This is a genomic window from Hymenobacter siberiensis (assembly GCF_018967865.2).
Classification (GTDB): Bacteria; Bacteroidota; Bacteroidia; order Cytophagales; family Hymenobacteraceae; genus Hymenobacter; species Hymenobacter siberiensis.
This window is the reverse complement of sequence record NZ_JAHLZY020000001.1, coordinates 1,825,704-1,851,316: the sequence shown is the minus strand read 5'-3', so window position 1 is coordinate 1,851,316 and position 25,613 is coordinate 1,825,704. Positions and strand designations below refer to the sequence as shown.

General features: G+C 62.2%; 22 protein-coding genes. 12 read left to right on the top strand and 10 right to left on the bottom strand.

What is annotated here, in order from left to right; all coding sequences use genetic code 11:
* The first annotated feature begins 147 nt into the window (after positions 1–147).
* The 4 genes from KQ659_RS08170 to KQ659_RS08155 are packed head-to-tail and all read left to right on the top strand — an operon-like array spanning position 148 to position 2,380.
* Positions 148–453 carry a hypothetical protein gene (locus KQ659_RS08170; protein WP_226929888.1) on the top strand — a complete coding sequence of 102 codons (306 nt, stop codon included), beginning with the start codon at positions 148–150 and terminating at the stop codon, positions 451–453.
* Complete coding sequence (locus tag KQ659_RS08165; RefSeq protein ID WP_216689239.1) at positions 453–1,070, top strand: hypothetical protein; 618 nt, start codon at positions 453–455, stop codon at positions 1,068–1,070. The genes KQ659_RS08170 and KQ659_RS08165 overlap by 1 nt, the downstream gene beginning before the upstream one ends.
* Before the next feature lie 6 nt (positions 1,071–1,076).
* Positions 1,077–1,919 carry an IS4 family transposase gene (locus KQ659_RS08160; RefSeq protein ID WP_216690718.1) on the top strand — a complete coding sequence of 281 codons (843 nt, stop codon included), beginning with the start codon at positions 1,077–1,079 and terminating at the stop codon, positions 1,917–1,919.
* 26 nt (positions 1,920–1,945) lie between these two features.
* Positions 1,946–2,380 carry a hypothetical protein gene (locus KQ659_RS08155; protein ID WP_216689240.1) on the top strand — a complete coding sequence of 145 codons (435 nt, stop codon included), beginning with the start codon at positions 1,946–1,948 and terminating at the stop codon, positions 2,378–2,380.
* Here KQ659_RS08155 and KQ659_RS08150 read toward each other — a convergent pair.
* Positions 2,349–3,461, bottom strand: a complete 1,113-nt coding sequence (locus KQ659_RS08150; protein ID WP_216688119.1) for an IS4 family transposase — start codon at positions 3,459–3,461, stop codon at positions 2,349–2,351. The genes KQ659_RS08155 and KQ659_RS08150 overlap by 32 nt on opposite strands.
* 181 nt (positions 3,462–3,642) lie before the next feature.
* Here KQ659_RS08150 and KQ659_RS08145 point away from each other — a divergent pair, with 181 nt between their 5' ends.
* A complete protein-coding gene (locus KQ659_RS08145) occupies positions 3,643–3,987 on the top strand; it encodes a hypothetical protein (RefSeq protein WP_216689241.1) in 345 nt (114 codons plus the stop codon).
* A gap of 106 nt (positions 3,988–4,093) precedes the next feature.
* On the top strand, positions 4,094–5,470 hold the full coding sequence (locus KQ659_RS08140) for an MBL fold metallo-hydrolase (protein WP_226915606.1): 1,377 nt from the start codon (positions 4,094–4,096) through the stop codon (positions 5,468–5,470).
* A gap of 98 nt (positions 5,471–5,568) precedes the next feature.
* Here the strand turns inward: KQ659_RS08140 and KQ659_RS08135 are convergent, their stop codons facing one another.
* On the bottom strand, positions 5,569–6,501 hold the full coding sequence (locus KQ659_RS08135) for a DMT family transporter (RefSeq protein ID WP_216689242.1): 933 nt from the start codon (positions 6,499–6,501) through the stop codon (positions 5,569–5,571).
* Between the two features lie 113 nt (positions 6,502–6,614).
* Between KQ659_RS08135 and KQ659_RS08130 the strand changes: the two genes are divergently transcribed.
* The 3 genes from KQ659_RS08130 to KQ659_RS08120 all read left to right on the top strand — a co-directional run bounded on the left by KQ659_RS08130 (position 6,615) and on the right by KQ659_RS08120 (position 10,978).
* Positions 6,615–7,940 (top strand): replication-associated recombination protein A, encoded by a 1,326-nt coding sequence (locus tag KQ659_RS08130; protein ID WP_216689243.1) that lies wholly within the window; start codon positions 6,615–6,617, stop codon positions 7,938–7,940.
* Between the two features lie 329 nt (positions 7,941–8,269).
* Positions 8,270–10,018 (top strand): signal peptide peptidase SppA, encoded by a 1,749-nt coding sequence (gene sppA, locus KQ659_RS08125; RefSeq protein WP_332875062.1) that lies wholly within the window; start codon positions 8,270–8,272, stop codon positions 10,016–10,018.
* A 138-nt stretch (positions 10,019–10,156) separates the two neighbouring features.
* The gene (locus tag KQ659_RS08120; RefSeq protein ID WP_216689245.1) at positions 10,157–10,978 is read left to right on the top strand and encodes a purine-nucleoside phosphorylase; all 822 of its coding nucleotides are present in this window, start codon (positions 10,157–10,159) and stop codon (positions 10,976–10,978) included.
* 81 nt (positions 10,979–11,059) lie between these two features.
* Here the strand turns inward: KQ659_RS08120 and KQ659_RS08115 are convergent, their stop codons facing one another.
* The 4 genes from KQ659_RS08115 to KQ659_RS08100 form a co-directional block, all read right to left on the bottom strand.
* Positions 11,060–11,908: a DUF4249 domain-containing protein gene (locus KQ659_RS08115; protein ID WP_216689246.1), complete on the bottom strand. Its 849-nt coding sequence runs from the start codon at positions 11,906–11,908 to the stop codon at positions 11,060–11,062.
* 102 nt (positions 11,909–12,010) lie between these two features.
* Positions 12,011–14,371 (bottom strand): TonB-dependent receptor, encoded by a 2,361-nt coding sequence (locus KQ659_RS08110; protein ID WP_216689247.1) that lies wholly within the window; start codon positions 14,369–14,371, stop codon positions 12,011–12,013.
* An 86-nt stretch (positions 14,372–14,457) separates the two neighbouring features.
* Positions 14,458–14,769: a thioredoxin gene (gene trxA, locus KQ659_RS08105; protein ID WP_168674075.1), complete on the bottom strand. Its 312-nt coding sequence runs from the start codon at positions 14,767–14,769 to the stop codon at positions 14,458–14,460.
* 105 nt (positions 14,770–14,874) lie between these two features.
* Entirely contained in the window at positions 14,875–15,324 is a 450-nt protein-coding gene (locus KQ659_RS08100) for a hypothetical protein (RefSeq protein WP_216689248.1), read from the bottom strand.
* Positions 15,325–15,552: 228 nt separating this feature from the next.
* On the opposite strand from KQ659_RS08100, the gene KQ659_RS08095 reads away from it, so the two are divergent.
* Positions 15,553–15,837 carry an HNH endonuclease gene (locus tag KQ659_RS08095; RefSeq protein WP_216689249.1) on the top strand — a complete coding sequence of 95 codons (285 nt, stop codon included), beginning with the start codon at positions 15,553–15,555 and terminating at the stop codon, positions 15,835–15,837.
* Positions 15,838–15,879: 42 nt separating this feature from the next.
* A complete protein-coding gene (locus tag KQ659_RS08090; RefSeq protein WP_216689250.1) occupies positions 15,880–16,932 on the top strand; it encodes a DUF6687 family protein in 1,053 nt (350 codons plus the stop codon).
* 70 nt (positions 16,933–17,002) lie between these two features.
* Here KQ659_RS08090 and KQ659_RS08085 read toward each other — a convergent pair whose 3' ends face one another.
* The 4 genes from KQ659_RS08085 to lpdA form a co-directional block, all read right to left on the bottom strand.
* The gene (locus tag KQ659_RS08085; RefSeq protein WP_216689251.1) at positions 17,003–20,716 is read right to left on the bottom strand and encodes an AAA family ATPase; all 3,714 of its coding nucleotides are present in this window, start codon (positions 20,714–20,716) and stop codon (positions 17,003–17,005) included.
* Between the two features lie 78 nt (positions 20,717–20,794).
* Positions 20,795–21,265, bottom strand: coding sequence for a hypothetical protein (locus KQ659_RS08080; RefSeq protein WP_216689252.1), 471 nt, complete (start codon positions 21,263–21,265; stop codon positions 20,795–20,797).
* Between the two features lie 54 nt (positions 21,266–21,319).
* Positions 21,320–22,579, bottom strand: coding sequence for an exonuclease subunit SbcD (gene sbcD, locus KQ659_RS08075; protein ID WP_216689253.1), 1,260 nt, complete (start codon positions 22,577–22,579; stop codon positions 21,320–21,322).
* Positions 22,580–22,997: 418 nt separating this feature from the next.
* The gene (gene lpdA, locus KQ659_RS08070; RefSeq protein WP_216689254.1) at positions 22,998–24,392 is read right to left on the bottom strand and encodes a dihydrolipoyl dehydrogenase; all 1,395 of its coding nucleotides are present in this window, start codon (positions 24,390–24,392) and stop codon (positions 22,998–23,000) included.
* A 219-nt stretch (positions 24,393–24,611) separates the two neighbouring features.
* On the opposite strand from lpdA, the gene KQ659_RS08065 reads away from it, so the two are divergent.
* On the top strand, positions 24,612–25,523 hold the full coding sequence (locus KQ659_RS08065; protein WP_216689255.1) for a tetratricopeptide repeat protein: 912 nt from the start codon (positions 24,612–24,614) through the stop codon (positions 25,521–25,523).
* Positions 25,524–25,613 lie beyond the last annotated feature (90 nt).

Here is a 25,613-nt window from a genome sequence, read left to right as displayed (position 1 = left end):
GGCGGGAGCTTTTTTTATGCACCTGTTTCCCCATTATGCCAGAATAAACGCTGTTTCGTGAGGCCCGGGCGGGGCCAATCCGGGCACGTAGCCCCAAATTCGCATTAATCTAACCTTTCCTAACCACTTTCAAGGCCTTATAGAAACGTGTTCTACCGAAACGCATCACGCTTTTTGTGGCTGCTTATCAGCGGCTTTGTGCTGCAGGCTGCTACTCCAAGCCTACCGCTATTTGCCCAGTCATCGGCGGCGGCGAGCTTTCGCGTCATGAGCTGTCAGACGATGAAAAAGCCGGGAGCGGGGTTTGTGCTGGAACAAGGCGTGCTCGGCACCGACGGCACCGCAACGCATCCCGTTGCGGCCATACCGCGAGGCTTTGAGTTGACAGCAGCAGCGCAAAGCGGAACGCGCAACTTGTATCTGCTGCGCAAAACCGGCCCACCGAATCAGTGATGCTGCTGCTCACTGATTCGGTGGGCCGGACGCTGCAACAGCCTCGACAGTACATGCCTCAGCTGGGTGGCGACGCCAAAATGCTAGTGCCGCCCCGCTTGTTTGGCCTGCCAGACGGAAAGGGTTTTGTGCTCACTTACCCCTCGGGCAAATCGGGCCGGCCCAACCTTGAGGTACGGGCGCTGAGTCCGACACTGGCCCCGCTGTGGGAGCAGCAGCTCACCCCTGCCTGCTTAACTACTGTTGAGCATATAGTAGCCAGCGATACTACTCTACCCTACTATTTTTCAGGTACAAAAACGGGGCAGCCCGACCTTTGGGGTTACGACACCACCAAAAACCCGTTCTGCCCCGTGAAGCAACACTTCGCTGCTAAAATTACGACGCTTTTGCAACAGGCCCCGTTTGTGGGCCACTTGTCCCGCCAAAAGTTTGTGGGCCAGTTCATTCTTGGCCTGATAAAGAGCCGCAACGTGCAATTCGGCGAGGTGGCCCAGCACCTCAATGACGCGGCCAAGCCCGCCTCGAACGAAACGCGCATTCAGGACTTTTTCCGCGAAGTAGACCTCAATTACGTACTGTTGGCCAGGCTTTTACTGAGTTTTTTGCCTGCGTAGGGCAAGCTGCGCTTATGCCTCGACCGCACGGAGTGGGACTTCGGCCAGTGCCAGGTGAACATCCTGCTCGTCACCGTCGGCACGGGCGAGGTCCACGTGCCCCTTTATTGGCACCTGCTCGACAACCGCAGCGGCAACTCCAACGCCGCCGACCGCATCGCGGTGCTCGAAAAGTGCCTGGCCTTGCTGGGCAAAGACCGCATCGGCCTGGTCGTGGGCGACCGGGAATTTGTCGGCCATGCGTGGTTCAAGTGGCTCAAAGACAATGGGCTTAATTTTGTCATGCGCCTGCCCAAGCACCACTGCCTGACCCACGCCGACGGCCGGCGGCAGGCCGTGGCCGACCTGGGCCTGGTGCCGGGGCAGGTGCGCCGCTTCGCCCACGTGCAGGTCGACGGAGTCTGGGGGCAGGTCTGGGTCAAGGCCGTGGCGGCGGACGCGTTTGTCTTCCTGTTTGCCACGGCCGGTCTGAACCACCTCGAGCAACTCTATGCCAAGCGCTGGACGATTGAGCAATGCTTTCAAAATCTGAAAGGGCGGGGCTTTAACCTGGAAGCCACCCACTTGCGCTGTTTCCAAAAGCTGCGCAAGCTCGTGGCCCTGGTCAGCCTGGCCTACGCGTTTTGTCTGGGCGTGGGCGCGGCCGCCCACGGCGGCCGCCAGCCCATTGCCCGCAAAAACCACGGCTACCGGGCCGCCAGCCTGAGCCGCCACGGCCTCAACCTGCTCCGCCAACTCGCCCGCCCGCTGACCCTGCCCGAGGACCCATTGGCCCGCTTGGTTGAAACGCTACTGAACTGGATTACGAGGCAACTTGCTAAAAATCAATTACTAAAAATAGTAGGGTAGAGTACAGCGATACCCACCTATGGCTTGTGCTCAGGGAGTATTTGGCCCTGGCCATGCGGCCGCGCGTGTTGAGCTTCCGCCTGACAACCGGAGATGCCGAATGCAACCAGCCGCTGGCTTCCAATGATGAGCTGGATGTAGCGGCGGTAGTACCAGCCGGGCTGCTGCTATTGGGCACTTCAGACCGCCGCACTTCTTACACGGCACCTGCCGAGCAAGGCAAAGCGTCGGAGTATCGGCGCGACTTTGCCCTGCTGCTAAGCCCCGTGGGCCAACGCCAATTTGGGGTCGGTCTGGCATGGCCGTTATCCGGCCGGCCGGCTCATTACCGGTGGCAGTCGGCGGGCCAACTACCCGATGGCAGCTACCAGCTAATTGGCGAAACCTACCGCAACATACCCAATGCAATCACTATTGTCCGGGGTTACTCTACCCTACTATTTTTAGTAATTGATTTTTAGCAAGTTGCCTCGTAATCCAGTTCAGTAGCGTTTCAACCAAGCGGGCCAATGGGTCCTCGGGCAGGGTCAGCGGGCGGGCGAGTTGGCGGAGCAGATTGAGGCCGTGGCGGCTCAGGCTGGCGGCCCGGTAGCCGTGGTTTTTGCGGGCAATGGGCTGGCGGCCGCCGTGGGCGGCCGCGCCCACGCCCAGACAAAACGCGTAGGCCAGGCTGACCAGGGCCACGAGCTTGCGCAGCTTTTGGAAACAGCGCAAGTGGGTGGCTTCCAGGTTAAAGCCCCGCCCTTTCAGATTTTGAAAGCATTGCTCAATCGTCCAGCGCTTGGCATAGAGTTGCTCGAGGTGGTTCAGACCGGCCGTGGCAAACAGGAAGACAAACGCGTCCGCCGCCACGGCCTTGACCCAGACCTGCCCCCAGACTCCGTCGACCTGCACGTGGGCGAAGCGGCGCACCTGCCCCGGCACCAGGCCCAGGTCGGCCACGGCCTGCCGCCGGCCGTCGGCGTGGGTCAGGCAGTGGTGCTTGGGCAGGCGCATGACAAAATTAAGCCCATTGTCTTTGAGCCACTTGAACCACGCATGGCCGACAAATTCCCGGTCGCCCACGACCAGGCCGATGCGGTCTTTGCCCAGCAAGGCCAGGCACTTTTCGAGCACCGCGATGCGGTCGGCGGCGTTGGAGTTGCCGCTGCGGTTGTCGAGCAGGTGCCAATAAAGGGGCACGTGGACCTCGCCCGTGCCGACGGTGACGAGCAGGATGTTCACTTGGCACTGGCCGAAGTCCCACTCCGTGCGGTCGAGGCATAAGCGCAGCTTGCCCTGCGCAGGCAACAAACTCAGTAAAATCCTGGCCACCAGTACGTAATTGAGGTCTACTTCGCGGAAAAAGTCCTGAATGCGCGTTTCGTTCGAGGCGGGCTTGGCCGCGTCATTGAGGTGCTGGGCCACCTCGCCGAATTGCACGTTGCGGCTCTTTATCAGGCCAAGAATAAACTGGCCCACAAACTTTTGGCGGGACAAGTGGCCCACAAACGGGGCCTGCTGCAAAAGCGTCGTAATTTTAGCGGCGAAGTGTTGCTTCACGGGGCAGAACGGGTTTTTGGTGGTGTCGTAACCCCAAAGGTCGGGCTGCCCCGTTTTTGTACCTGAAAAATAGTAGGGTAGAGTAGTCCGGGGTATGATTGGCATAGGTATTATTGGAGCTGGCGGCACGGGTATAATTCCGCTGAGTGGCTACAGCAACGAGCAACCAGTAGGGTTAATTTTGGCTCAGCTCGGCGATGCAGGCCAGTTGGCAGGCGTGCACGAGCTGGCGATTCCGGAAATAGTGAACGATGCCGCCCCAGCTCCCAACCTCGAAGGTCCCCTTCCAAGTTATCCAGCCAGCTTTCGTTTTCGGGGAATCAGTGCTGACTATCAGCACGTAATATTGAATACCAGTCGCCAAGTGCTGGCTTATGACATTGCCACCCAGCAGCTGCGGCCGCTTACGCCCGCCCGCAATGCCATTCCCACAGTACGCTGTATCGAAGCCGACCGCGTGAGCGTCAGCTGGTCGGTTAAGCCAGCCGGTGCCCGTTCCGAATTCGAACAGATAGCCCTGCCCTAATCTGGCTAGAGCAACGGAGGTTCTACCCCCAGCATTTATATTTGGATTCTTACCCACCCACATCGGGCAAGAAAGGCCCTGCCTCACCATCCCCCCTCGTTCCCCCATGCCTCCCCTTCCCAGTAGCACAGCCTCGGCCGTGCAAATCCAGCAGTTTTACGACAAGGGCCTGGCCCACGCCAGCTACGCCGTGCGTTGCGGCCGCCAGGTCGCCATCATCGACCCGGCCCGCGACCCGCAGCCGTACTACGACTTTGCCGACGAGCACGAGGCCCGCATCATCGCCGTGATTGAGACGCACCCGCACGCCGATTTTGTGTCGTCGCACCTGGAAATTGCTGAGGAAACCGAGGCCACCATCTACTGCAGCAAATTGGTAGGAGCCAAATATCCCCACAAGAATTTCGACGACGGCGACCGCATCAAGCTGGGCAGCTACGAGCTGCACGCCATCAACACCCCCGGCCACTCGCCGGACTCCATCAGCATTTTGCTGATGGATGAGCTAGCCCAGAGCCGCGCCGTATTCACCGGCGACACCCTGTTTGTGGGCGATGTGGGCCGGCCCGACCTGCGCGAGGACGAAGCCGTGGGCGGCCACCAGCGCGAGGAGCTGGCCGCGCAGCTGTATAAAAGCACCCGCAACAAGCTCATGACCCTGCCCGGCAGCACCAGGGTGTACCCCGCCCACGGCCCCGGCTCGCTCTGCGGCACAACCACCAGCCCCGACCTCGATTCCACCATCGCCAAAGAGCTGAAAACCAACTACGCCCTGCAACCCATGTCGCAGGATGAGTTTATTAAGGTGCTGCTCGCAGACCAGCCCTTCGTACCCAAGTATTTCGGCCACAACGTGGCCCTGAACAAGCAGGGCGCGCCCAGCTTCGAGGACAGCATTCGGGCGGTACCACACCCGAACACCGGCGCGGTGCTGGAACCCGGCGTACTGCTCATCGACACGCGGCCGGCGGCCCAGTTCCGGGCCGGCCATCTGCCGGGAGCCCTCAACTTGCAGGATGGTGGCAAGTTCGAAACCTGGCTGGGCTCTATCGTTGGCCCCAAAGAGCCGTTTTACCTGTTGGCTGATTCCAAAATCGCGCTGGACACGGTCATCCGCAAAACAGCCAAAATTGGCTACGAAGGCAACATCAAGGGCGCGCTAATGGCCCCGGCCGACCTGCCCGCCACCTCCCCCACCGTAGACGTAGCGGCCGTGCGCGAGCACCCCGAAGCCTTTACCATCGTCGACATCCGCAACCGGGCCGAAGCTCAAACGCCGGTTTTTCAGAATGCCCTGGTCATTCCCCTGCCCGAGCTGCGCGAGCGCGCCCACGAAATCCCCACTGATAAGCCGATTCTGGTTCACTGCGCAGGTGGCTACCGCTCGGCCGTAGGGACCAGTATTGTGCAGCAGGCATTGCCAGACGCGAAGGTTTTGGATTTGGGCGAGGCGGTTACGGAGTTTCAGCCGCAGGCGCATTAGCGTAGCGACTGGCTTCCGGAAATCACAATAAAAAAGAACGTCATGCTGAGCGGAGCTCAGCATGACGTTCTTTTTTATGAAACGCTCGCTCCCCCCACTCAGTCCATCACCGTTTCCGGCACCACGGCCGCGGCTGGTGCGCCTTTGGGCTTCTGGCTCACCAGCCACACGCCCACGAAAATGAGCATGGCCTGCCCAGCCTTGCTCCAGGTGAGATGGTCTTTGCCCAGGGCCACGGCGAAGAGCACCGCCAACACCGGCTGCAAATAAATGTAGACGCCCAGCAGGGCCGGCGAGGCATATTTCAGCGCCCAGTTATTGAGCAAATAGGCCACAATGGTGAGAAAAACTACCATGTAACCCACTTCGAGCCAGATTTTGAGCGGAAAGCTGGCATAATTGGTACCCAGCGCCTCGCGCCAGCCGAAGGGCACCGCCACGATGGCCCCCACCAGAAACACCCGCGCCAACACCGTGAAGGCGTGATACTTGCGCATCAACGGCTGCACCAGTACCAGGTAGAGGCCAAAAACCGTGGCATTGGCCAGGATGAACAGGTTGCCCAGCGTGGCGTGCGGGTAGATGGCCGCCTGCGCGTTGCGGCTGAGGATGAGCGAGGCTGCGCCCACTGCCCCCACCGCAATGCCCAGCGCACGCGGCACGGTGATTTTCTCGCTCAATAAAACAGCCGAGGCGATGACTACCACAATGGGTGCGATGGTTTGCAGCAGCGAGGCGCTGATGGGCGAAGTCAGGTTCAGCCCCGAAAAAAACAGCAGTTGATTGACCCCAATGCCGCACACGCCACAGATAATGGAGCGCCAGTTGTCGGCCCAACCGATGATTTTGTCCTGCGGGGCCACGAAGTATTTGATGAGGGCGAAGAAGCTCGACGCCCCCAGCACCCGCAGCGTGACGATGCCAAAGGGGGTCATGTACTGCGGCATCACGTCTTTCGACAGGGAATAATTGGCCGCGTAAATGACCGTGACGAAGAAAAGGGCCGCGTGGACGCGGAATTGATTGGACATAAAGTGAGGTAAGCTTTAGCTTGACATTACGTACAAAGCAAAGCAAGCTGCGGTGATTCAACCGAACTTTGCCGGGCTTGTTACCGATACGGCAAGCTAAAGCTTACCGCACCATGAATCTCTTCCCCGACGACGAACCCACCGCCTTCACCCCCGCCGCCGCGCCCGGCCCCGATGCGCCACTGGCCGAGCGCCAGCGCCCCCGCCGCCTAGCCGACTACGCCGGCCAGCAGCACCTGGTGGGCGAAACCGGCGTGCTGCGCCGCTATTTGAATTCCGGGCGTCTGCCCAGCCTCATCCTATGGGGTCCGCCGGGCGTGGGCAAAACCACCCTGGCCCACCTGCTGGCCTCGGAGCTGAAACAGCCATTCTCAGCCCTGAGCGCCATCAATGCCGGCGTGAAGGACGTGCGCGACGTGATTGAAAAGGCCAGGCGGCAGCGCGGAACGGTGTTGTTTATCGATGAAATACACCGTTTCAGCAAGGCGCAGCAGGATGCGCTGCTGGGCGCGGTGGAGCACGGCACCGTCACGCTCATTGGGGCCACTACGGAAAATCCTTCCTTTGAAGTCATCCCGGCCCTACTCTCGCGCTGCCAAGTGTATGTGCTGGAGGCGCTGAGTGCGGACACCCTGCGCGGACTGGTGCAAAAAGCTCTGACCGAGGATGCAGCGCTCAAGCAGAAAAAGGTGGTGCTGAAGGAAGACCACGCCCTGCTGGCCCTCAGCGGAGGCGATGCCCGCAAGCTGCTCAACCTCTTAGAAATCGTAGTCCAAAGCACGCCGCCCAACAAAAAAGGCGTCATCGAAATCACCGATGCCGTGGTGCAAACCGTGGCCCAGCGCCCACTGGCCCGCTACGACAAGGGCGGCGAAATGCACTACGACGTGATTTCGGCCTTCATCAAGTCCATGCGCGGCTCCGACCCCAACGCCGCGCTCTACTACCTGGCCGTGATGCTGGAAGGCGGCGAAGACGTGAAATTCATCGCCCGCCGCATGCTCATCCTGGCCTCCGAGGACATCGGCAATGCCAACCCCAACGCCCTGATGCTGGCCACCAGCTGCTTCCAGGCCTGCACCGTCATCGGCCTGCCCGAATCGGATTTGATTCTCGCCCAAACCGTCATCTACCTCGCCACCTCACCCAAGAGCAACGCCGCCTACATGGCCATCCGCGCGGCGCAGGCCGAGGTGAAGGCCAATGGCGTGTACCCCGTACCGGTGCCCCTGCGCAACGCCCCCACCCGCCTGCTCAAGCAGCTCGGCTACGGCCAGGAATACGCCTACTCGCACAACGGAGAGGGCAATTTTGAGGCCCAGGAGTTTCTGCCCGACGCCCTGAGCGGCACCCGCTTCTACGCCCCGGGCCTGAACGCCAGCGAGGCCAAAATTCAGGAACGCCTGCGCGGCTGGTGGGGCGAGAAATACGGATATTAGCGTTATAGGCCCGCAACCGGCGCGAGTTTAGCGCAGCGTAACTCGTGACTGCTTATCGGGCGAGGCTCTGCCTCACATCAGAACGGCTAGCCTGAACGGTGCGAACATGGCTTGCCGCTGGCGCGGCAGGGAGGCGCAGCCTCCCCCACAATAACGGTCACGAGTTACGCTGCGCTAAACTCGCGCCAGTCCACAGCCAGCCCACGAAGGCCAAACGATACAGCCGCGTGTAACTTGCCAGCTGATTAGACAATCTGAGTGGCACGGAACCACAAAAAATCCGTTCAATTCGTTAAATCTGTGGTCTCATGCGACAATTTTTGAAATATGTGCTAGCTACCATCGTGGGGCTGGCTGCGTTTGGGTTCTTATGTTTTGTGGGGGTGGCCATCTTCATCGGGGCCACGGTGAACAGCTCCAAAGGCCCGAAGCAAACCACCGCCAACTCGGTGCTGGAGCTCAAGCTGAATGACCCGCTCAATGAGCGCGGGCGCGAAGGCCGTTTCGGCGGGCTGGGCGGGGGCGGCAGCACCGGGCTGGTTGAGCTGAAGGAGGCCATCTACCGGGCCAAGGGCGACGACGACATCAAGGGCATTCTGCTGAACCTGGGCATTGTGCAGGGCGGCATGGCTTCGCTGGAGGAAGTGCGCAACGCGCTGCTCGACTTCAAAAAGAGCGGCAAATTCGTGGTAGCCTACCATGAAATTGCCTCCGAAAAGAGCTTCTACCTCTCTTCGATGGCCAATGAAATCTACCTCAACCCGCAGGGCACGCTCGAATTCAACGGCCTGAGTACAGAGGTGATGTTCTACAAGCGCCTCTTCGAAAAGGCCGGCATCGAGCCCTATATTTTTCGGGTGGGCTCCTTCAAAAGTGCCGTCGAGCCGTTTTTCCGCGAGAACTTCTCCGATTCGGCCCGCTACCAGACCGTGTCGTTCCTGAACTCCATCAACGGCTATATGATTGGCGAGGTGGCCAAAACCCGGGGCATCGCCCCGGCCCGCCTCAAGGTAATTTCCGACTCGATGCTGGTGCACAACGCCCCCGATGCCCTGCGCCTGAAGCTCGTCACCAAAATCGGCTACTTCGATGAGGTGCAGGATTATATGCGCGGCAAGCTGGGTGTGGCCAAAGACAAAAAGCCCAGCCTGGTGAGCCTCTCCGACTACGTCAACAACGGCGACGCGGAGGCGCGCGTGAGCAGCAGCACCAGCAACCGCATTGCCGTGATTTACGCCGAGGGCGACATCGTGACCGGCAAGGGCTCCGACGATAACATCGGCAGCACCAAGTTTGCCGAAGCCATCCGCAAGGCCCGGCTCGATGAGAAAGTGAAGGCCGTGGTGCTGCGCATCAACTCGCCGGGCGGCTCGTCGCTGGCCTCGGACATCATCTACCGCGAAGTGCTGCTAACCAAAAAGGTGAAGCCGATTATCGCCAGCATGAGCGACGTGGCGGCTTCCGGCGGCTACTACATTGCCATGGCCTGCGATACCATCGTGGCCCACCCGAACACGATTACGGGCTCCATTGGCGTGTTTGGCGTGCTGCCCAACATCCAGCCGCTGCTGGCCGACAAGCTGGGCATCACCGTGGACCGCGTGACGACGGGCAAGTTCTCGGACCTGCCCACCATCACGCGCCCGCTCACCGACTTCGAGAAGCGCACTTTGCAGGAGGAGGTGAACCGCATCTACGCCGACTTTACCAGCAAGGCCGCCCTGGGCCGCCATATGCCCCTGGAGCGCCTGCGCCGCCTGGCCTCGGGCCGCGTCTGGAGCGGCCTCGAAGCCAAAAACAACGGCCTCGTGGACGTACTCGGCGACTACCAGGACGCGCTCAACATTGCCGCCGCCCGCGCCCACCTCAAAGCCGACGACTATTACGTGCAGCGCCTGCCCCGCCAGAAATCGGCGCTGGAAGGCTTCATTTCCATGTTCAGCGACGACGATGCGGCCAAAACCCGCGCCATCAAGACCGAGCTGGGGCCGCTGTACCCCGCCTACGCCCAGTACCAGCAACTGATGCAGATGCGCGGCGTGCAGGCCCGCCTGCCGTATTCGCTGGATATCCAGTAGTTTATTTCATCATTTGTCATCCTGACTCGGCTGTCATCCTGAGCGCAGCGAAGGACCTTATCACGCCAGAATACTTTGTTCAGCCGTGAGAAGGTCCTTCGCTATGCTCAGGATGACCGTTTTTTTCCTACCCCACCAATGCTCCAACACCTCCAAGAAGCCGCCGCCTACATCAAAGCCAGCTCCCAGGCCTTCCAGCCCGAAACGGGCATCATCCTCGGTACCGGGCTGGGCGCGCTGGCGAATGAAGTCGACGTTGAATACGAAATCAACTACGCTGACATCCCGCATTTCCCCCTCAGCACCGTGGAAAGCCACGCCGGCCGGCTGCTGCTGGGCCGCATGGGCGGCAAAAAAGTAGCCGTGCTGCAAGGCCGTTTCCACTACTACGAGGGCTACACCATGCAGCAGGTGGCCATACCCGTGCGCGTGCTCAAGCTGCTGGGCATTGCCCGCCTACTGGTGAGCAACGCCGCCGGCGGCCTCAACCCCGATTTCAATCTTGCTGATTTGATGCTAATTGACGACCACATCAACCTGCAACCCGGCAACCCGCTCATCGGGGCCAACCTCGACGAAATGGGTCCGCGCTTCCCGGATATGTTCGCGCCCTACGATGCCGACCTGCTCCGCCGGGCCGAAGCCGCCGCCCAGGCGCTGGGGCAGGCCGGCACCACCCGGCGCGGCGTGTACGCCAGCGTGCCCGGCCCCATGCTCGAAACCCCCGCCGAATACCGCTACCTGCGCACCATCGGGGCCGATGCCGTGGGCATGAGCACGGTGCCGGAGGTGATAGCTGCCCGCCACCTGGGCCTGCCGGTGCTGGCCGTGTCGGTCATCACCGATTTGTGCGCCCCCGGCCACCTCAAGCCCGTGGTGCTGGCCGACATTTTCGCTGCCGCCGGCGCGGCCGAGCCCCGCCTCACAGCCCTGATAAAGGCCGTGGTGGCGGGCTTGTAGCTTGTAGCACATGCTTCAGCTTGTGCGTCGTTGAACGGCCGGTCACTTACCGGCACAAGCTGAAGCATATGCTACAAGTCCTTATTTCGCTATAATCTTCTGGGCGGTGGCGCCGCTCAGCACGCCGAAGATGCCGATGCCGCCCTGCACGTTGCCATAAATGGCGGACGGCTGAGCAAAGGGGTTGCCGTTGGCCTGGCGCGCGTCGCGCACCGATTGCCGGAAGCGGTACATGGCCCGCTCGGTGTGGTAGAGCGTGGCCGTAACGGTATCGCCGGGGTGGAAGCGATAGCTGGTGCCCAGCACGAATTCCTGGCCGTTGAGCAGCCGGTCTTCTACCGACATGTCCATTTCCGGGCTTTTGAGCAGGGCTCCCTTGGCGGGGTTGCCCTTGTGCAGCTGCAGGCGGTAACAGTCGTCGAGCGGGGCCGGGTCGCGGAAGCTGGTGAGGAAAAGGGCCTTGCGCTCGGAGCCGGTTTTGTCGTTGAACTGGTAGCTCACCGAGTCGATGGGCACGGGGGCCAGCATGGTGGTGGTGGCGGTGGCGTGGCGGCCTTTGGTGTCCACCACGTCGAGCTTGAATACGTCGCCGGCTTTGGCCACCAGCGGGTCGCGGCCGATGTGGGAGTGGAATTTCACGCCCGAAGTGGTGTCAACCAGCGCCCGGTAATTGGGGTTGAAGGCCAGCGGCACCAGCGTGCCGTTGGGCATGGTGAGCGTAACGGTGACATCGGTGGGCACCTGCGGCAGCACGACGCTGATGTAGGGCACCGACGTGGTGACAACCAGCTCCGGCACCTTGCCCGGCTGCAGGTAGCATTCCACCACCAAATCGGATGAGAAAGCCGGCAGCGGCACGTTGATGTCGTTTTGCAGCTTGCCGCAACCGGCCAGCACCAGCAGGACACTACCAAAAACAAGCCGGTTCATCTTCCTTTTCATAAAAAATGCTGTTAAAAACACTCATAAAAAAACCCTGCAATACCGTCCACAAAATCCGTGGAATCCGCTAAAATCCGCGCTAATCCGTGGTCAGAAGCGGAAATTATACGTCAGCGACGGGATGACCGGAAACAGCGACACCTGCTTAGCCTGGAAGCCCGTGGTGCGGCCGCTGGCATTGTCCTTCACGGTATCAAAAAACACGAAGTAGGCGTTGCGACGGTTATAGGCGTTGTAGATGCTCAGGGTGAGGTCCTGGTCGCGCCGGGCGCCGATTTTGTACACCACGCCGAGGTCGAGGCGGTGGTACGGGATGAGGCGGTAGGAATTGCGGTCGGGGTACACGGGCACCGGGCGCGGGTCGATGCCTACGCTGGAGCCCGGAATATCCTGCACCCCAAACCGGCCCAGCGGCAGCGTGGTCAGGTTACCCGAGGTATAAATAAAGCTGGCTGTGAGGCTGATACGGGTATTGAGCTTGTGTATTACTACCACAGTCAAATTGTGGCGGCGGTCGTAGTTGGGGTGGAAATCCTGGCCGCCGTTCACGCCATTGGTGCCATTCTGGGGCTGAAAATTGCGCCAGCTCCAGGCCAGGGTGTAGCCAATCCAGCCGGTGGTTTTGCCGGTTTTCTTCTCCAGATAAAGCTCGTTGCCATAGGCCCAGCTCTTACCGAAAATGAATTCCTGGTCCAAATCGGGGTTCACGAACAGCTGCGCGCCATCCCGAAAATCGACCTGATTGCGGCCCCACTTATAATACACCTCATTGGTGAGCAAGTACTTGCCACCGCCCAGCAGGAAGCTTGCCCCCCCGCTCACCTGCTGCGACTGCTGCGGCTTCACCGACAGCCGCGAGGGGTACCAGATATCAGTGGGCAGCGACGCGCCCGAATTCGTGACCAGGTGCACGTACTGGTACATCATGGCGTAGTTGAGCTTGAACGACGTCTTATCGTTCAGGGCGTAGCGGGCGGCGGCGCGGGGCTCCAGGCCGCCGTACTGGTTGGTGCCGCTGCGGAAACCGGTCAGGCGCAGGCCGCCTTCGAGCTGGAGCTTGTCGGTGGCCTTGTAATTATCGGAGGCGTAAACGGCCCCATCGAGGGCATCGTACCGCACGTCGGAACCGATGTCGAGGCGGCCATCGCCGGTGCTGGCGCTGAGGCGGCCCACGCCGAAGTGGTGCTGCGTAAACATGGCCCCGGTCTTAATCTGGTGCCGGTCGTTGGGCATGTACTCGAAGTCGGTGCGCCCGGTGTAGTCCGTGATTTGCGAGCCCAGGTTGAAGCTGAACACGTTGGCCAACTGGTTGGTAAGCGTGTATTTGTAATCCGACACCGACACGGTAGTATTCACGAACAGCTTGGGCGAAAAAGTGTGGTTCCAGCGCAGCGAGCCGAGGGTATTGCCCCACTGGAAGCTGAATTTGAAGCCGTTCGGGCTGCTGAAGCCGAAGATGTCGCGGCCCAGATAGCCGGTTAGAAACACCTGGTCTTTCTCGCCGAGGGTATAATTGGCCTTGGCGTTGAGGTCATAGAAATAGTAGTCGGGAATGGGGCTGTAGTCCTCCTTGCCCTCGTTGGCCTTGTTGAGCGCCCGCGTGAAAATGTCGAAGTACGTGCGCCGCCCACTCACGATGAACGAACCTTTGCCCTTATTAATTGGCCCCTCGTAGGTAAGGCGCGACGAAATCAAGCCCACGCCGCCGGTGGCCACGTAGTGCTGACGGTCGCCCTCGCGCAGCTTCACATCTACCACCGACGACAGCCGCCCGCCAAACTGCGCCGGGAAACCCGATTTGTAGAGGTCCACGCTCTGGACGGCATCGGAGTTAAAAACCGAAAACAGCCCGAACAAGTGATTGGGGTTGTACACCAACGTGTTATCAACCAGCACCAGGTTCTGGTCGGCCGAGCCGCCGCGCACAAACAGGCCGCTGGTGCCCTCGCCCCCACTCTGCACCCCGGGCTTTAATTGCAGCGTTTTCAGAATATCGACCTCGCCAAACAAGGCCGGCAGCAACTTGGCCTCGTTGATGCTGAGGTGCTCGACGCCCATTTGCGTGGTTTTGAGCTTCTGCGCCAGGGTCACGGTGCCCTCCACCACCACTTCGCCCAGCTCGTTGCCGCTTTCTTCGAGGTTGAGGCTGAGGCGCTGGTTTTTAGTCAAAGTCACCTCGCGGGTGATTGGCTGGTAGCCGATAAAGGCGATGACCAGCTGATGGCGGCCCGCCGGCAAGCTCAGCGAATAGTGGCCGAGCGAGTCGGCCGCCACGCCAGTTCCGAGGGCGGGCACGGCCACGCTGGCGCCGGGCAGGGTTTCGCCCCGCCCGCCGCGCACCGTGCCGCTGATGGTGAACCGCGCCGCCGTCTGGGACCAGCCGGCCCGGGGCCAGGCCAGTCCCAATATGAACAGTAATAAGTAGTAACGCCGGGAAAATCTAAAAATCATACGGTAGCAATGGGAGAGCGCACAAAGGTAGCGTCCTCCCCAACGCCGGCATCCGCCGGATAGTTTAGCGCCCGCGCGCGCCCGGCCTACTTGCCCACGAACGGCTGCAAAGCCTGCGCAATCTGGGTGGCCGGCACCACGCCCGCCTGCCGCCACACCGGCTGCCCCTGATGAAACAGAATCAGCGTGGGAATGCTCTGCACGCGGTATTGCTGGGCCACGGCCTGGTTGCGGTCCACATCAATTTTAATGATGCGCACCTTGCCGCCGTGCTGAGCCGCCACCTGCTCCAGAATGGGGGCCATGGTTTTGCAGGGGCCGCACCAGGTGGCAAAAAAATCGACCAGCACCGGCATTCCGGGGCTATTGATGAGTTCGGGAAAAGACTTGCGAGGCATGATGCGTAACGGTTAAGCGAGAATTCAGGACTTCTGACCTGACTATAACGCAAAAAGCCCGGCGCGGGGCCGGGCTTTTGAATTTTGCGGTCGGAACCGGCTCAGCTACTTGTTAATAATCGTCATATCATTGGCCACTTCGGGAATCATGAACCGGCCACCCACGGCTTTCAGGCCCTTCACGCGGCATTCCCAGGTGTAGCGGCCGGGGATGGCGCTGGCTGCTTCCCCGGTTTCAGCCTTGAAATATTCGGGGTCGGAGGGGTCGGTGGGAAAAAGCACGTCTACACCGGTCTGGCCTTTGGCCAACTCCTTCACCAGCAGATAGTCTTTGCCGGTTTTTTCGCTATGCACAATAAAATTGGCCGTGTAAGGACCAAGCTGGCCGTATTTATCCAGGATGCCCAGCTTGATTTGGGCGGTAGTACTCACCATCCAGGTTTGCGCGTGGGCAGCCGGGGCCGGCCCCAGCAGCAGCAACATCATCAGCGCACCGCCCAGCCAGCCGGCCAGCGGCCACTGTTTGAGCTGTAAAAATGAGGGTACAGTTATCATCACGGTTAAAAGATTTGGAGAAAAATGGTGAAACGCGGCTGAACAGAACGGGTAGTAATATGCAAAACCACCGCACATTACTGGCTAAGATAGTACGCCGATAACGAATCCGCAACTTGCAGCGGGCGAATCCTGTTGGGGTTTAAGACAAACTGTTCAAGCTTGACTACTATCTGCGCAATGCCCAGGCCACGCTCGCGGTCCGTCTCATGGCCACCCAATAATTCAATGTCGGCCCCGACCGGCCACCGCTGCGGCCTCTGCGAGCGGGAGGTGCAATCGACCTCGCGCCACCACCTCGTTCCGCGCGAAGAAGGCGGCAAGTACGGCCCCACCGTGGACTTGTGCCAGCCCTGCCACAGCAGCGTGCACCGCTTTCTGAGCAACCGCGCCCTGGCCCGGCAATATTCTTCGGTGGAAGCGCTGCGGGCGGCCGAAGAGCTGCAAACCTACCTGCGCTGGATTCGGAGGCAGCGCGTGGAGCGCATCAGCAACCGGCGCGGGCGGCGGTAGGCGGGATTGCCCCGCCCGGCATTTTTGACGGAGCTTTGCCGGATGAACCGCTATTTCGTGCCTTTCGCGCAGCTTCGGCAGCAGCCTACTATTGTGGTGGATAGTGTGGGCCTTGGGGCCGTGCTCACGCTGGCGCACTGGCGCGGGGCGGCCACGCCCCCAGCCCTGCGCGACGACACCAGCGCCGGCTCGGCCCTGCGGGCGCTGCACCAGCCCACCACGCCGGGCCTGGAGGCAGCAGCTGTCACGGCCAATCATTTTGATATCGACGGCTTTATCGGCGTATGGAGCCTGCTGAATAAAGGGCTGGCAATGAAGCACGAAGAACTACTGCGCATGGTGGCCGTGCTGGGCGACTTCCGCGAAATCGACCTGGCCCACCCGCTGGCTGATGATGCACTAAAGCTGGTGTGCTGGCTGAATGCCGAAGAAAAGGCTCGATTCTACGAGCCGTTCGGTGCGCCCGCCCGGCGCCGGCGCGAGGATGAGGCCTCGGCGGAGAAATTTGACTGGTTTCTGCCCCACTTCGCCGCAGTGCTGGAAAACCTGGCAACCGGCCGCGCCGCCTGGCAGCCCGAATACGACCGGGTGCAGCGGGCGGCGGCCATTATTCGGAGCCACCAAACCACGCGGCAGGACTACCCCGAAATCGGACTGGCCGTGGTGCGCACGCCCGCGCCGCTGCCCTACTACGCCCTGTTCGGCCCCACCGCCGGCTACGACATCGTGCTGAGCCAGTACGAAGGCAACCGCTACGAGCTCGAATACAAATACACGACTTGGATTGACCTGGCCAGCCGCCCTACCCTACCGCGCCTGCCGCTGGCCCCACTCGCAGCCCAACTCAACGCGCTGGAAACCAGTGGCAAAACCTGGGCCGCCGACGGAATTACCGATACCGGCCCGCTGCTGCGCCTCACCGGCCGAAAGCTCAGCAAAGCCGAGCGCTACGCCGACCCCGACGGCCGGCCAATTTATGCGTCGTCCATCGCGCCGGAGGTGCTGGAGCGGGAGGTAGTGGCGTTTTTCCGGGCGGGGTATGCCGGGGTTGAGGCGAAGAGCTACTGGAGTTGGGCTGAAGTGAAGGCTGTTTAGCGACCGTGGACTCTGCGAGTCCGCGAGTTTGACCGTTCCCACGCGCGGACTCGCAGAGTCCACGGTACAATTACACCGCGCAGTCGGTTTCTTCGCCGCGCACGTCTACCAGGTGCACCGAGCTGTTGCCGCCCGCGCCGGGCCGCACCCGAATCTGGGTGCCGATGCGGTCCTTGAGGTCGGAAACGTGGGAGATGATGCCAATCATCTTGCCCGAATGCTGCAGGCGCTCCAGCGCGTCGAGGGCTGTGTTCAGGGCTTCGGGGTCGAGGGTACCGAAGCCCTCGTCAATAAATAGTGACTCGATGCGGGCTTTGTGGCCGGCCAATTCGCTCAGGCCCAGCGCCAGGGCCAGGCTCACCAGGAAGCTTTCGCCGCCCGAGAGCGAGGCCATGGGGCGCACGGTATCGGCCTGGTCGTGGTCGATAATTTGCAGCTCCAGGTTGCGGTTGGGCGTTTTGAGGATGGTATAGCGGCCGGTGAGCTGGCGCAGGCGCAGGTTGGCCAGCCGCGCCAGGTGCGTGAGCGTGAGCCCTTGGGCAAACTGGCTGAACTTGTCGCCCCGCGCCGAGCCGATTTGGTCGCTGAGGTCCTGCCAGCGCTGCTCTTCCTGCTGGCGCAGCAACAGTTCCTGCAAGCCGGCGGCCTGCTGGGTGCGGGCGTCGTCGTCCAGCTTCAGCTGGTTGCCCACGGCCCCCAGCTTCTGCTGCAGAATGTCATCGGCGGCCGAAAGGGTGTTGAGCTGGGCCGTGAGCTCGGGCGCCGAATGCGGCGTGAGGCCCGCCTCGGCGTGGTGGCTGAGCTCGGCGGTGAGGTCGGCGAGGCGGCGGGCAGCGGCAGTCTGGTTGGTGAGGTGCTCCTGACGCACCTGCTGGAGGCGCTGGGCCTCGGCGGCGGGTAGCAGCAGGGCGCGGGCTTCGGCGGCGGTGGCGAGGCCCGCGGTGGCCAGGGCGGCGGTGAGCTCGGCCTGGCGCAGCGTGTGGGCCGCGTGGTGCGTGGCCAGCTGGGTTTGCAGGCCATCGCGCCGATTCTGCTGAATTTCGAGGGCTTTCTGCTGGTCGGCCAGCTGGTTTTGGCTGAGCTGCTGGGCAGTGGCCAACCGCAGGGTATTCTGGCGGAGCTGCTCGGCTTCGGTAGCGGGGTTGGGGCCGGTGTAGGTGCGCTGGCGGGCTTGCTGCTGCAGTTGCAGCACTTCTTGGTCGGCCACTAAGACAGCGGCGGCGGCGGCAAGTTGGGTTTCCTGCTGCTTCAGGGCCTGCTTATTGGCATTGCGCTGGCTGGTTTTTTCCAGCAGCTGTTTTCCCAGCTCGCTGAGCGTGGTAACCTGGGCTTCGTAGTGGTCGGCTCGCTCCCGCAGCGTGGCCAGCAGGCCGTCGTAGGGCGGCCGGGCGGGCAGCTCCAACTTGTGCGGCTGCAGGAAATACCGAATCGAGCTTTGGAAAATCCCGGCCTGCTCCTGCCAGTATACCAACTCATCAGCCAGCCGGGTTAAGTCTGCCTCGGTGGTCGCTTGCCGGTCCAGCAGGCGCGGAATTTCGCGCTGCGCGGCGGTGATGGCCTCGCCGGCCTGCAGGTATTTTTCGCGCAGCTCGGCCAGCTTTTCATCGAGCACGGCCAGGCGGCGGCGGGCAGCAACGGCAGCATCCTGCTCACCAGCAGCTGCTTCCAGCAGCGCACGCACCGCAGACGGGTCGGCCAGCTGAGCGGGCGCGGGCACCAGCGCCGCCCCGAGCGCTGCGGCTTGCTGGCGGGCGGTGTCGGCGGCGGTGACGGCTTCCTGGTGCAGCCGCTGGCGCTGGCGCTGCTCGGTCTGGTGGCGGGTGAGGGCCGTGGTAGCGTGGCGCAGCTCTTCGTCGAGGGCAGCCAGGGTCTGCTCCTGCTGGGTCACGCGTAACTCCTGGGCATCGGCTTCAGCCGTAAAATCGGGGGCGAAGGCGTGTTCCAGCGCGCCGCACAGCGGACAGGGCTGGCCAGCCTCCAGGTGCTGGCGGTGGGCGTTGAGGTCAGCCAGGGCCTGCTGGGCGCGCAGCTCGCGGCGGTAGCTGTCGAGCAGCTTCTGGCCGTCGGCACGGCGGGTTTCGAGGTGAGCGGCGGCTGTTTCGGCCGTAGCGAGGGCCGGGGCCTGCTGGTCGATTTCAGCGGTCAGGGCCTCGGCGCGGGTCTGGTACTCGTGGGCGGCTTCGGCTTTGGGCAACAGCTGTTGCAGGGCTTGCCGATGGGCGGTGAGGTCGTCGGCGCGCTGGGCCAGGGCGGCGGCCGTTGTGCCGGCCAGCAGGGCATCGCGCTCGGTGCGGCAGGGCTGGCCTTCGTCCTTGATGGCCTGCTGGCGGGCCTGGGCCTCGGTTTCGAGGCCGCGCTGGCGGCGCAGGTCGAGGGCCGTCTGGTCCTGACTTTTGCGCAACTCGGCGCGGCTGGCTTCGCGGGTGGCGATTTCCTTTTGCGCGTTTTGCAGGTCGATGATTTCGCGGTCTAGCGCCAGCACCTGGTTTTTCAGGTCGATTTCAACGCTGTGCTCGATGAGCCAGTGGTCCAGGGCCGCGTTGCGGGTTTGCAGGGCTTCAATCTGCTGCGTCTCGCTGCTAAGGGCGGCTTCGGCCTGGTCGTAAGCCTTCCGGCTTTGGCCGTGGGCTTCGCGCTTCAAATCGAGCTGATGCTGGGCGGCGGCAATCTCAGCATCCTGCTGCTGCGCTTTGCTGAGCAGGGGGCGCAGGCGGTTTTCATCGGCCAGCGCGGTGGCGTGGGTGGCGTGGGCGGCGGTGTGGGCAGTGGTGGCAGCATCGGCGGCCAGGCGCAGGCGGGGAAGGGCTTCGGCCAGTTCGCGCAGCTGGGTTTCGTCGCTGGTGACTTCCTTTTCGGCGGCAGCAGCCAGCTCCAGCGGCTTATCCACGGCGGCGGCGCGGACGTGGCCGGCCAGCCGGGCAAACTCGGGTTGCAGGGTTTCGTCGTGGCGGCGCAGGCGCTCGGCTTCGCGTTCGGTTTCGGATAGCTGCTTATCCAGCTGGTCGAGGATGGTGCGCCAGGTCAGGCACACCGTCAGCTCCTGCTGCTCCAGGTGGTGCCATTCGGCCTGCTGGTGCAGCACATCGAGCTGGGTTTCCAGCGCCGCCCGCTCCTCGTCCGTCAGCAACCTGGTGGCATCCAGCTTGGCGCGCAGCAGCTTGGTTTTCAGCTCCTCCTCCTTCGCCTTCTCAAACGCCGCCACCGACAGCCGCGAGTAGATGCCCACGTTGGTCATCTTTTCCAGCAGGGCGCTCCGCTCCTTCTCCGGCGCATGCAGGAAGCGCGCAAATTTGCCCTGGCTCAGCAGCACCGACTGCTCGAACTGCCCGAAATCCAGCCCCGACAACTCCCCCACCCGCTTCGGCACCGCCTCCTTGCCGCTGATAACGGCCACGTTGGAGGGACTCATAACCAGCGTCATAGCGTCGGCATTGAGGGCGCCTTTGTCGTCGCCGCGCACTTTGCGCTTCACCTCCCAGCGCGAGCGGTAGCGCACGCGGTCCACCACACCGGTATCGGGATTGGTTTCGTGCACTTCAAACTCAACCTCCGAAAAAGCGTCTTTGGCGTGGCGGCTCACCATCTCGCCCACCTGGCGGTCGTGGCGCGGCACGCGGCCGTAGAGGCCCACGGCAATGGCATCGAGCAGCGTGCTTTTGCCCGCGCCGGTAGGGCCGGTGATGGCGAAAAGCCCCGTGTCGGCTAGCGGCGTTTCATCGAAGCGAATGAGAAACGGACCGGGCAGCGAGTTCAGGTTAGCGAAGCGGACGCTGATAATTTTCATAGCATAAAATTACGCCCGCCGCCACCGGCAGTAAGCGGGCGGCGGCGGGCGGAAAACGGGGTACCGGCAAGCGCCGGGCTATTTGGTGAAGGCCGCTTTTTGGCGGCGGGCATCTTCCGCCAGGTAAAACGTGGCCTCCTGCTGGTAGGGCTGCAGGTCCCAGCGCGACTGGGCGCGGGCCAGGCCCACCAGCGCGGTCTGGATGGCCGTGCGCTGCTCGGGCGTGCACAGGGCGCTGGCCGAGTCGGCCAGCAGCGCCGTGTGAAAGCGGTCGAGCTGGGTTTCAACCTCGGTCACCTGCTCGGCCCCTTTTTTGGGCAGCTGGTCGGCCGGCGTGCGCTGCATCGGAAACACCTGGCCCCGGTAGGTGCTCGTGGCGGCAGCTGGGGCATCTTTTTTGGCCGCCGAAGCGTCTTTTTTGTTGGCCGCCATGCGGGCCAGTCCAATGCCCGCCGTAATGCCGTGGATGAGGTTGGCCTGGGCACAGGATTCCGTGGTGGTACCCAGCAGGAAAGCGAGGCCGAGGGCAGGCAGTAGTATCTTTTTCATGAGTAGAATGAATGTGAAGGCCAAAAGTACCGCCGAAACGTCACTACGCCGGCCTTATTCGGCCGTGCCGCCCCAGGCCAGCGGGTCGGCTTCGGCCAGAAGCTGGCGCAGCTCGCCAAAGGTGGCCGTGAGCAGGGCGGCCCGCTCGGGCGGCAGACTGGCTACGCGCCGGCCAAACACCTCATCCACGGTCAATTCGTGCAGTAGGGCCAGTGGTATCGTGCTTTCGGCCAGGTCGGCGGCATCGGTGGCGCGCTGGTGGCGCACGCCGCGCGGGGCCAGCACCTGGGCTTTTTGCAGCTGCAGCACGGCCTGCACACGGCGCTGCACTTCGGCGGGGGTTTCGTCGGAGCGCACCAGCACATCGGCCCAGGCCACCAACGGAAATGCGGCATTATCGAAAGCCAGAATATCGGCCTCCACCTCCTCCAGCGTGCCGTGGAAGCGCTGCAAGCGCCGCGCCACGGGCACCGGAATACTGGTGATGGCCGGCGCACCAGCCCCGTTGAATTCCAGTAGCAGCACCTGCTGCTTATCATCGGCTTCGGTGAAGGACAGCGGCACCGGCGAGCCCGAGTAGCGGATGTGTGCCCGCCCGCCCACCACCTGCGGGCGGTGCAGGTGGCCCAGGGCCACGTAGTCGAATGCGGCCGGAAAGTGCTCGGCCCCAATCAGGCCCAACCCGCCGATGTGCACGTCGCGCTCGGCCCCTTCGCGGGCCTCGCCGCCAGCCGCGTAGAGATGGCCGGTAGCCAGCACGGGCACATTCTGCTCGCGCTGGCGCAGCACCGACTCGTGGTCGGCCAGGGCGGCGTAGTGGTCGGCAATGCTCTGGCGGATGCGGAGTTGGCGGTCGTCGGGCGTTTCGCCGGCCACGGCCAGGCGGATATCGCGGTCGCGCAGGAAGGGCACGGCGCACACCACCAGCCCCGGCCGGCCGTCGGCCGCGTTCAGGTGCAGGATTTGCTCGGCCGGGTCGGTGGGCACGCCGCCTACTACGTGGATGCGCAGCTGCCGCAGCAGCTGCCGCGAGGCGTTGAGCATGGTAGGCGAGTCGTGGTTGCCGCCCACCACCACGATGTCGCGGCAGCCGGTGGCCTGCATCTTCACCAGGAAGGTATAATATAGCTCCTGCGCCGTGTAGGAGGGCGTTTGGGTATCGAAAATATCGCCGGCCACCACCAGCACCTCAATGCCCTGGGCCTGCACGGTCAGCAGTAGCCAGTCGAGGAAAGCCTGCTGCTCGGTGGTGCGCTCCTGGCCGGTGAGAAAGTGCTGGCCGAGGTGCCAGTCGGCGGTGTGAAGGACACGCATGGGATAGATGACGGTGGAGAAAGCTGCCGAACCCGCCAAGCGCTGAAAAACGTTTGGCGCGGTTCGACAAAGGTCCCCCGGAATTCGGGATTTTCCCGACCTGGTGCCTGAGCTAATTGTCCTGGTTAATCAGATTCACCAGCAGGGTCACCATCGTGGCCTTGTCTTCGGGCTTGCTCTCGGCGATGAGCAGCGTGAGGGCCACCAGTGCATTGACAACTGAATACATCGCTGGCAGTTATCCAGTATTTCCGGACAACTGCTTTTCCTTGGCAGTTAGTAAGGATTTCTTACCAACTGCATTTTAGTTACGCATTGCACAACTGTCAGGAATTACTTGACAGTTGACAGCAACTTACGAAGCAACGAGGCCCGGCTGAATCAGCCGGGCCTCGTTGCTTCGTAAGAATCTAAAAAACTACAAGTGAATCACTTCGCCATAAGCAGCCGCAGCGGCTTCCATAATGGCTTCCGACATGGTGGGGTGCGGGTGCACGGACTTGATGATTTCCATGCCGGTGGTTTCCAGCTTGCGGGCCACCACTACTTCGGCAATCAGTTCGGTCACGTTCATGCCAATCATGTGGGCACCGAGCCACTCGCCGTACTTCTTGTCGAAGATGACTTTTACGAAGCCATCTTTGGCACCGGCGGCGCTGGCTTTACCCGAGGCCGAGAAGGGGAACTTGCCCACCAGCACGTCGTAGCCTTTGGCTTTGGCTTCGGCTTCGGTGTAGCCCACGCTGGCAATTTCGGGCGAGGCGTAGGTACAGCCGGGGATGTTCTGGTAGTTGAGCGGCTCGGGGTGATGGCCCGCGATTTTCTCCACGCAGATAATGCCCTCGGCCGAGGCGACGTGGGCCAGCGCGGGGCCGGGCACGATGTCGCCGATGGCGTAGATGCCGGGCACGTTGGTCTGGTAGAAGTCATCGACCACCAGGCGGCCGCGCTCTACCTTGATGCCCAGCTCCTCGATGCCGATGTTTTCGAGGTTGGTGGTCACGCCCACGGCGCTCAGCACCACGTCGCACTCAATTACCTGCTCGCCCTTGGCGGTTTTGATGGTGACGTGGCAGCCGGCGCCGCTGGTGTCCACGTTGGTTACTTCGGCGCTGGTGAGCACGTTGACACCGATTTTGCGGAACGACTTCTCCATCTGGCGCGAAATCTCTTCGTCTTCCACGGGCACAATGCGGGGCAGAAACTCCACCAGCGTCACCTCCGAGCCCATGGTGCGGTAGAAGTAGGCAAACTCGACCCCGATGGCACCGGAACCCACCACCACAAGGCGCTTGGGCAGCTGCTCCAGGGTCATGGCCTTGCGGTAGCCAATGATTTTTACGTCATCGATGGGCATGGTGGGCAGCTGGCGGGCGCGGGTGCCGGTGGCCAGAATGATGGATTTGGCTTCCACCATTTCCTTGCTGCCGTCGGCCCTGGTCACCTCCACCTTGCCGGGGCCCAGCACTTTGCCGGTGCCCATCACGGTTTCGATTTTATTTTTTTTGAACAGAAAGGTGATGCCCTTGCTCATGCCGTCGGCCACGCCCCGGCTGCGGCCGATAACGGCTCCGAAGTCGTAGCCAATGCCTTCAGCCTTCAGGCCGTAATCGGCGGCGTGGTTGAGGTACTCGAACACCTGCGCCGATTTGAGCAGGGCTTTGGTGGGGATGCAGCCCCAGTTGAGGCAAATGCCACCCAGCGACTCGCGCTCGATAACGCCCACTTTCAAACCCAGTTGCGACGCCCGAATGGCAGCTACGTACCCACCAGGGCCGCTGCCGACCACGACCAAATCAAATTGCAATGCCATAGAATGCTGCGAAAGATAAATGTATACCGGGCCCGGCTGGGGGGCCCACCCATTATAAGTCGTAAAGATAGCCGCCGCGCCGCGTCGGGATTGTTGTTGCCGATGGGTAATCTTACCAACAAGATTTTGGCGCGGACCGGGCCGGCAGCCAATTTTCTGATTGCCCCGTATAATGCCGGGCTACGGCACAGCTTGCCGGCGCTACATATTCCGCATATTATGAAAATACATTTTCGCCCTTCTATGGCGGCGCTCGGGCTGCTGGCTTTCCTCACCAACTGTGCTACGACCGTTACCGAGAAGGAAAAGCCGTCCAACACCAGCCAGCTGATGAACATGCCGGCGGCCTCCGACGCCCGCCGGCCCGACTCGACCGGCGCGGCCACTTCGGCCCCCGATGCCCGCACCACCGGCGAGGCCAATGGCATTGCCGCCACGCCCGCCACGGCCGTAGCCTCGGCCGCTGCGCTGGCCGCCGACCGGCCCGACCCGAATGCGCTGTCGGCCTCGGCTGCCTCGGCCGAGCGTGAAAAGGAGAAGAAAATGACGGCCCTCGACTACCGCAACATGCTGGCCAACGCCGATGCCATCATCAAAGTAGAGCCCAAAAACTCGGCTGCCTACCTGCAGCGGGCCAAGGCTAAAAGCTACCTCAAGGACTACGCGCAGGCGCTGCCCGACTATGCCACGGCCATCAAATACCAGCGCAACAACCCCGATGCCTATTACAACCGAGGCGTTAACCACCTGATGATGAAGCAGTACAAGTCGGCGACCAGCGACTTTTCGGGCGCCATCAAGTACCGCGCCGATGACAAGGAATCATACTTCGGCCGGGGCGTGGCCAAGATGCAGATGTACCAGTACAAGTCGGCGGTAATTGATTTCACCAAAGCCATCCAGCTCGATTCGACCTACGCCGATGCCTGGGAGTACCGGGGCATCAGCTACTCGTCATTTGATAAGCTCTCCGAGGCCCGCCGCGACCTCGAAAAAGCCGCCACGCTGAACCCCGAAGCCGCCAAAAGCCTGAAGCGCTACGTGGGCAATGAGGAGGGCAAAGCGCCCATCAAGCCGGCCCCGGTGGCGCGCCCCGGCACGGGCTACCACCCCCGGCCCGGCCAGCACTAGCGCCGGTTTATTGTCAGCTGACGACCCAAGCCTGGACGTCATACTGAGCGGAGCCGAAGCAGCTCTACCGCGCAAGTAATCCAATCGAAA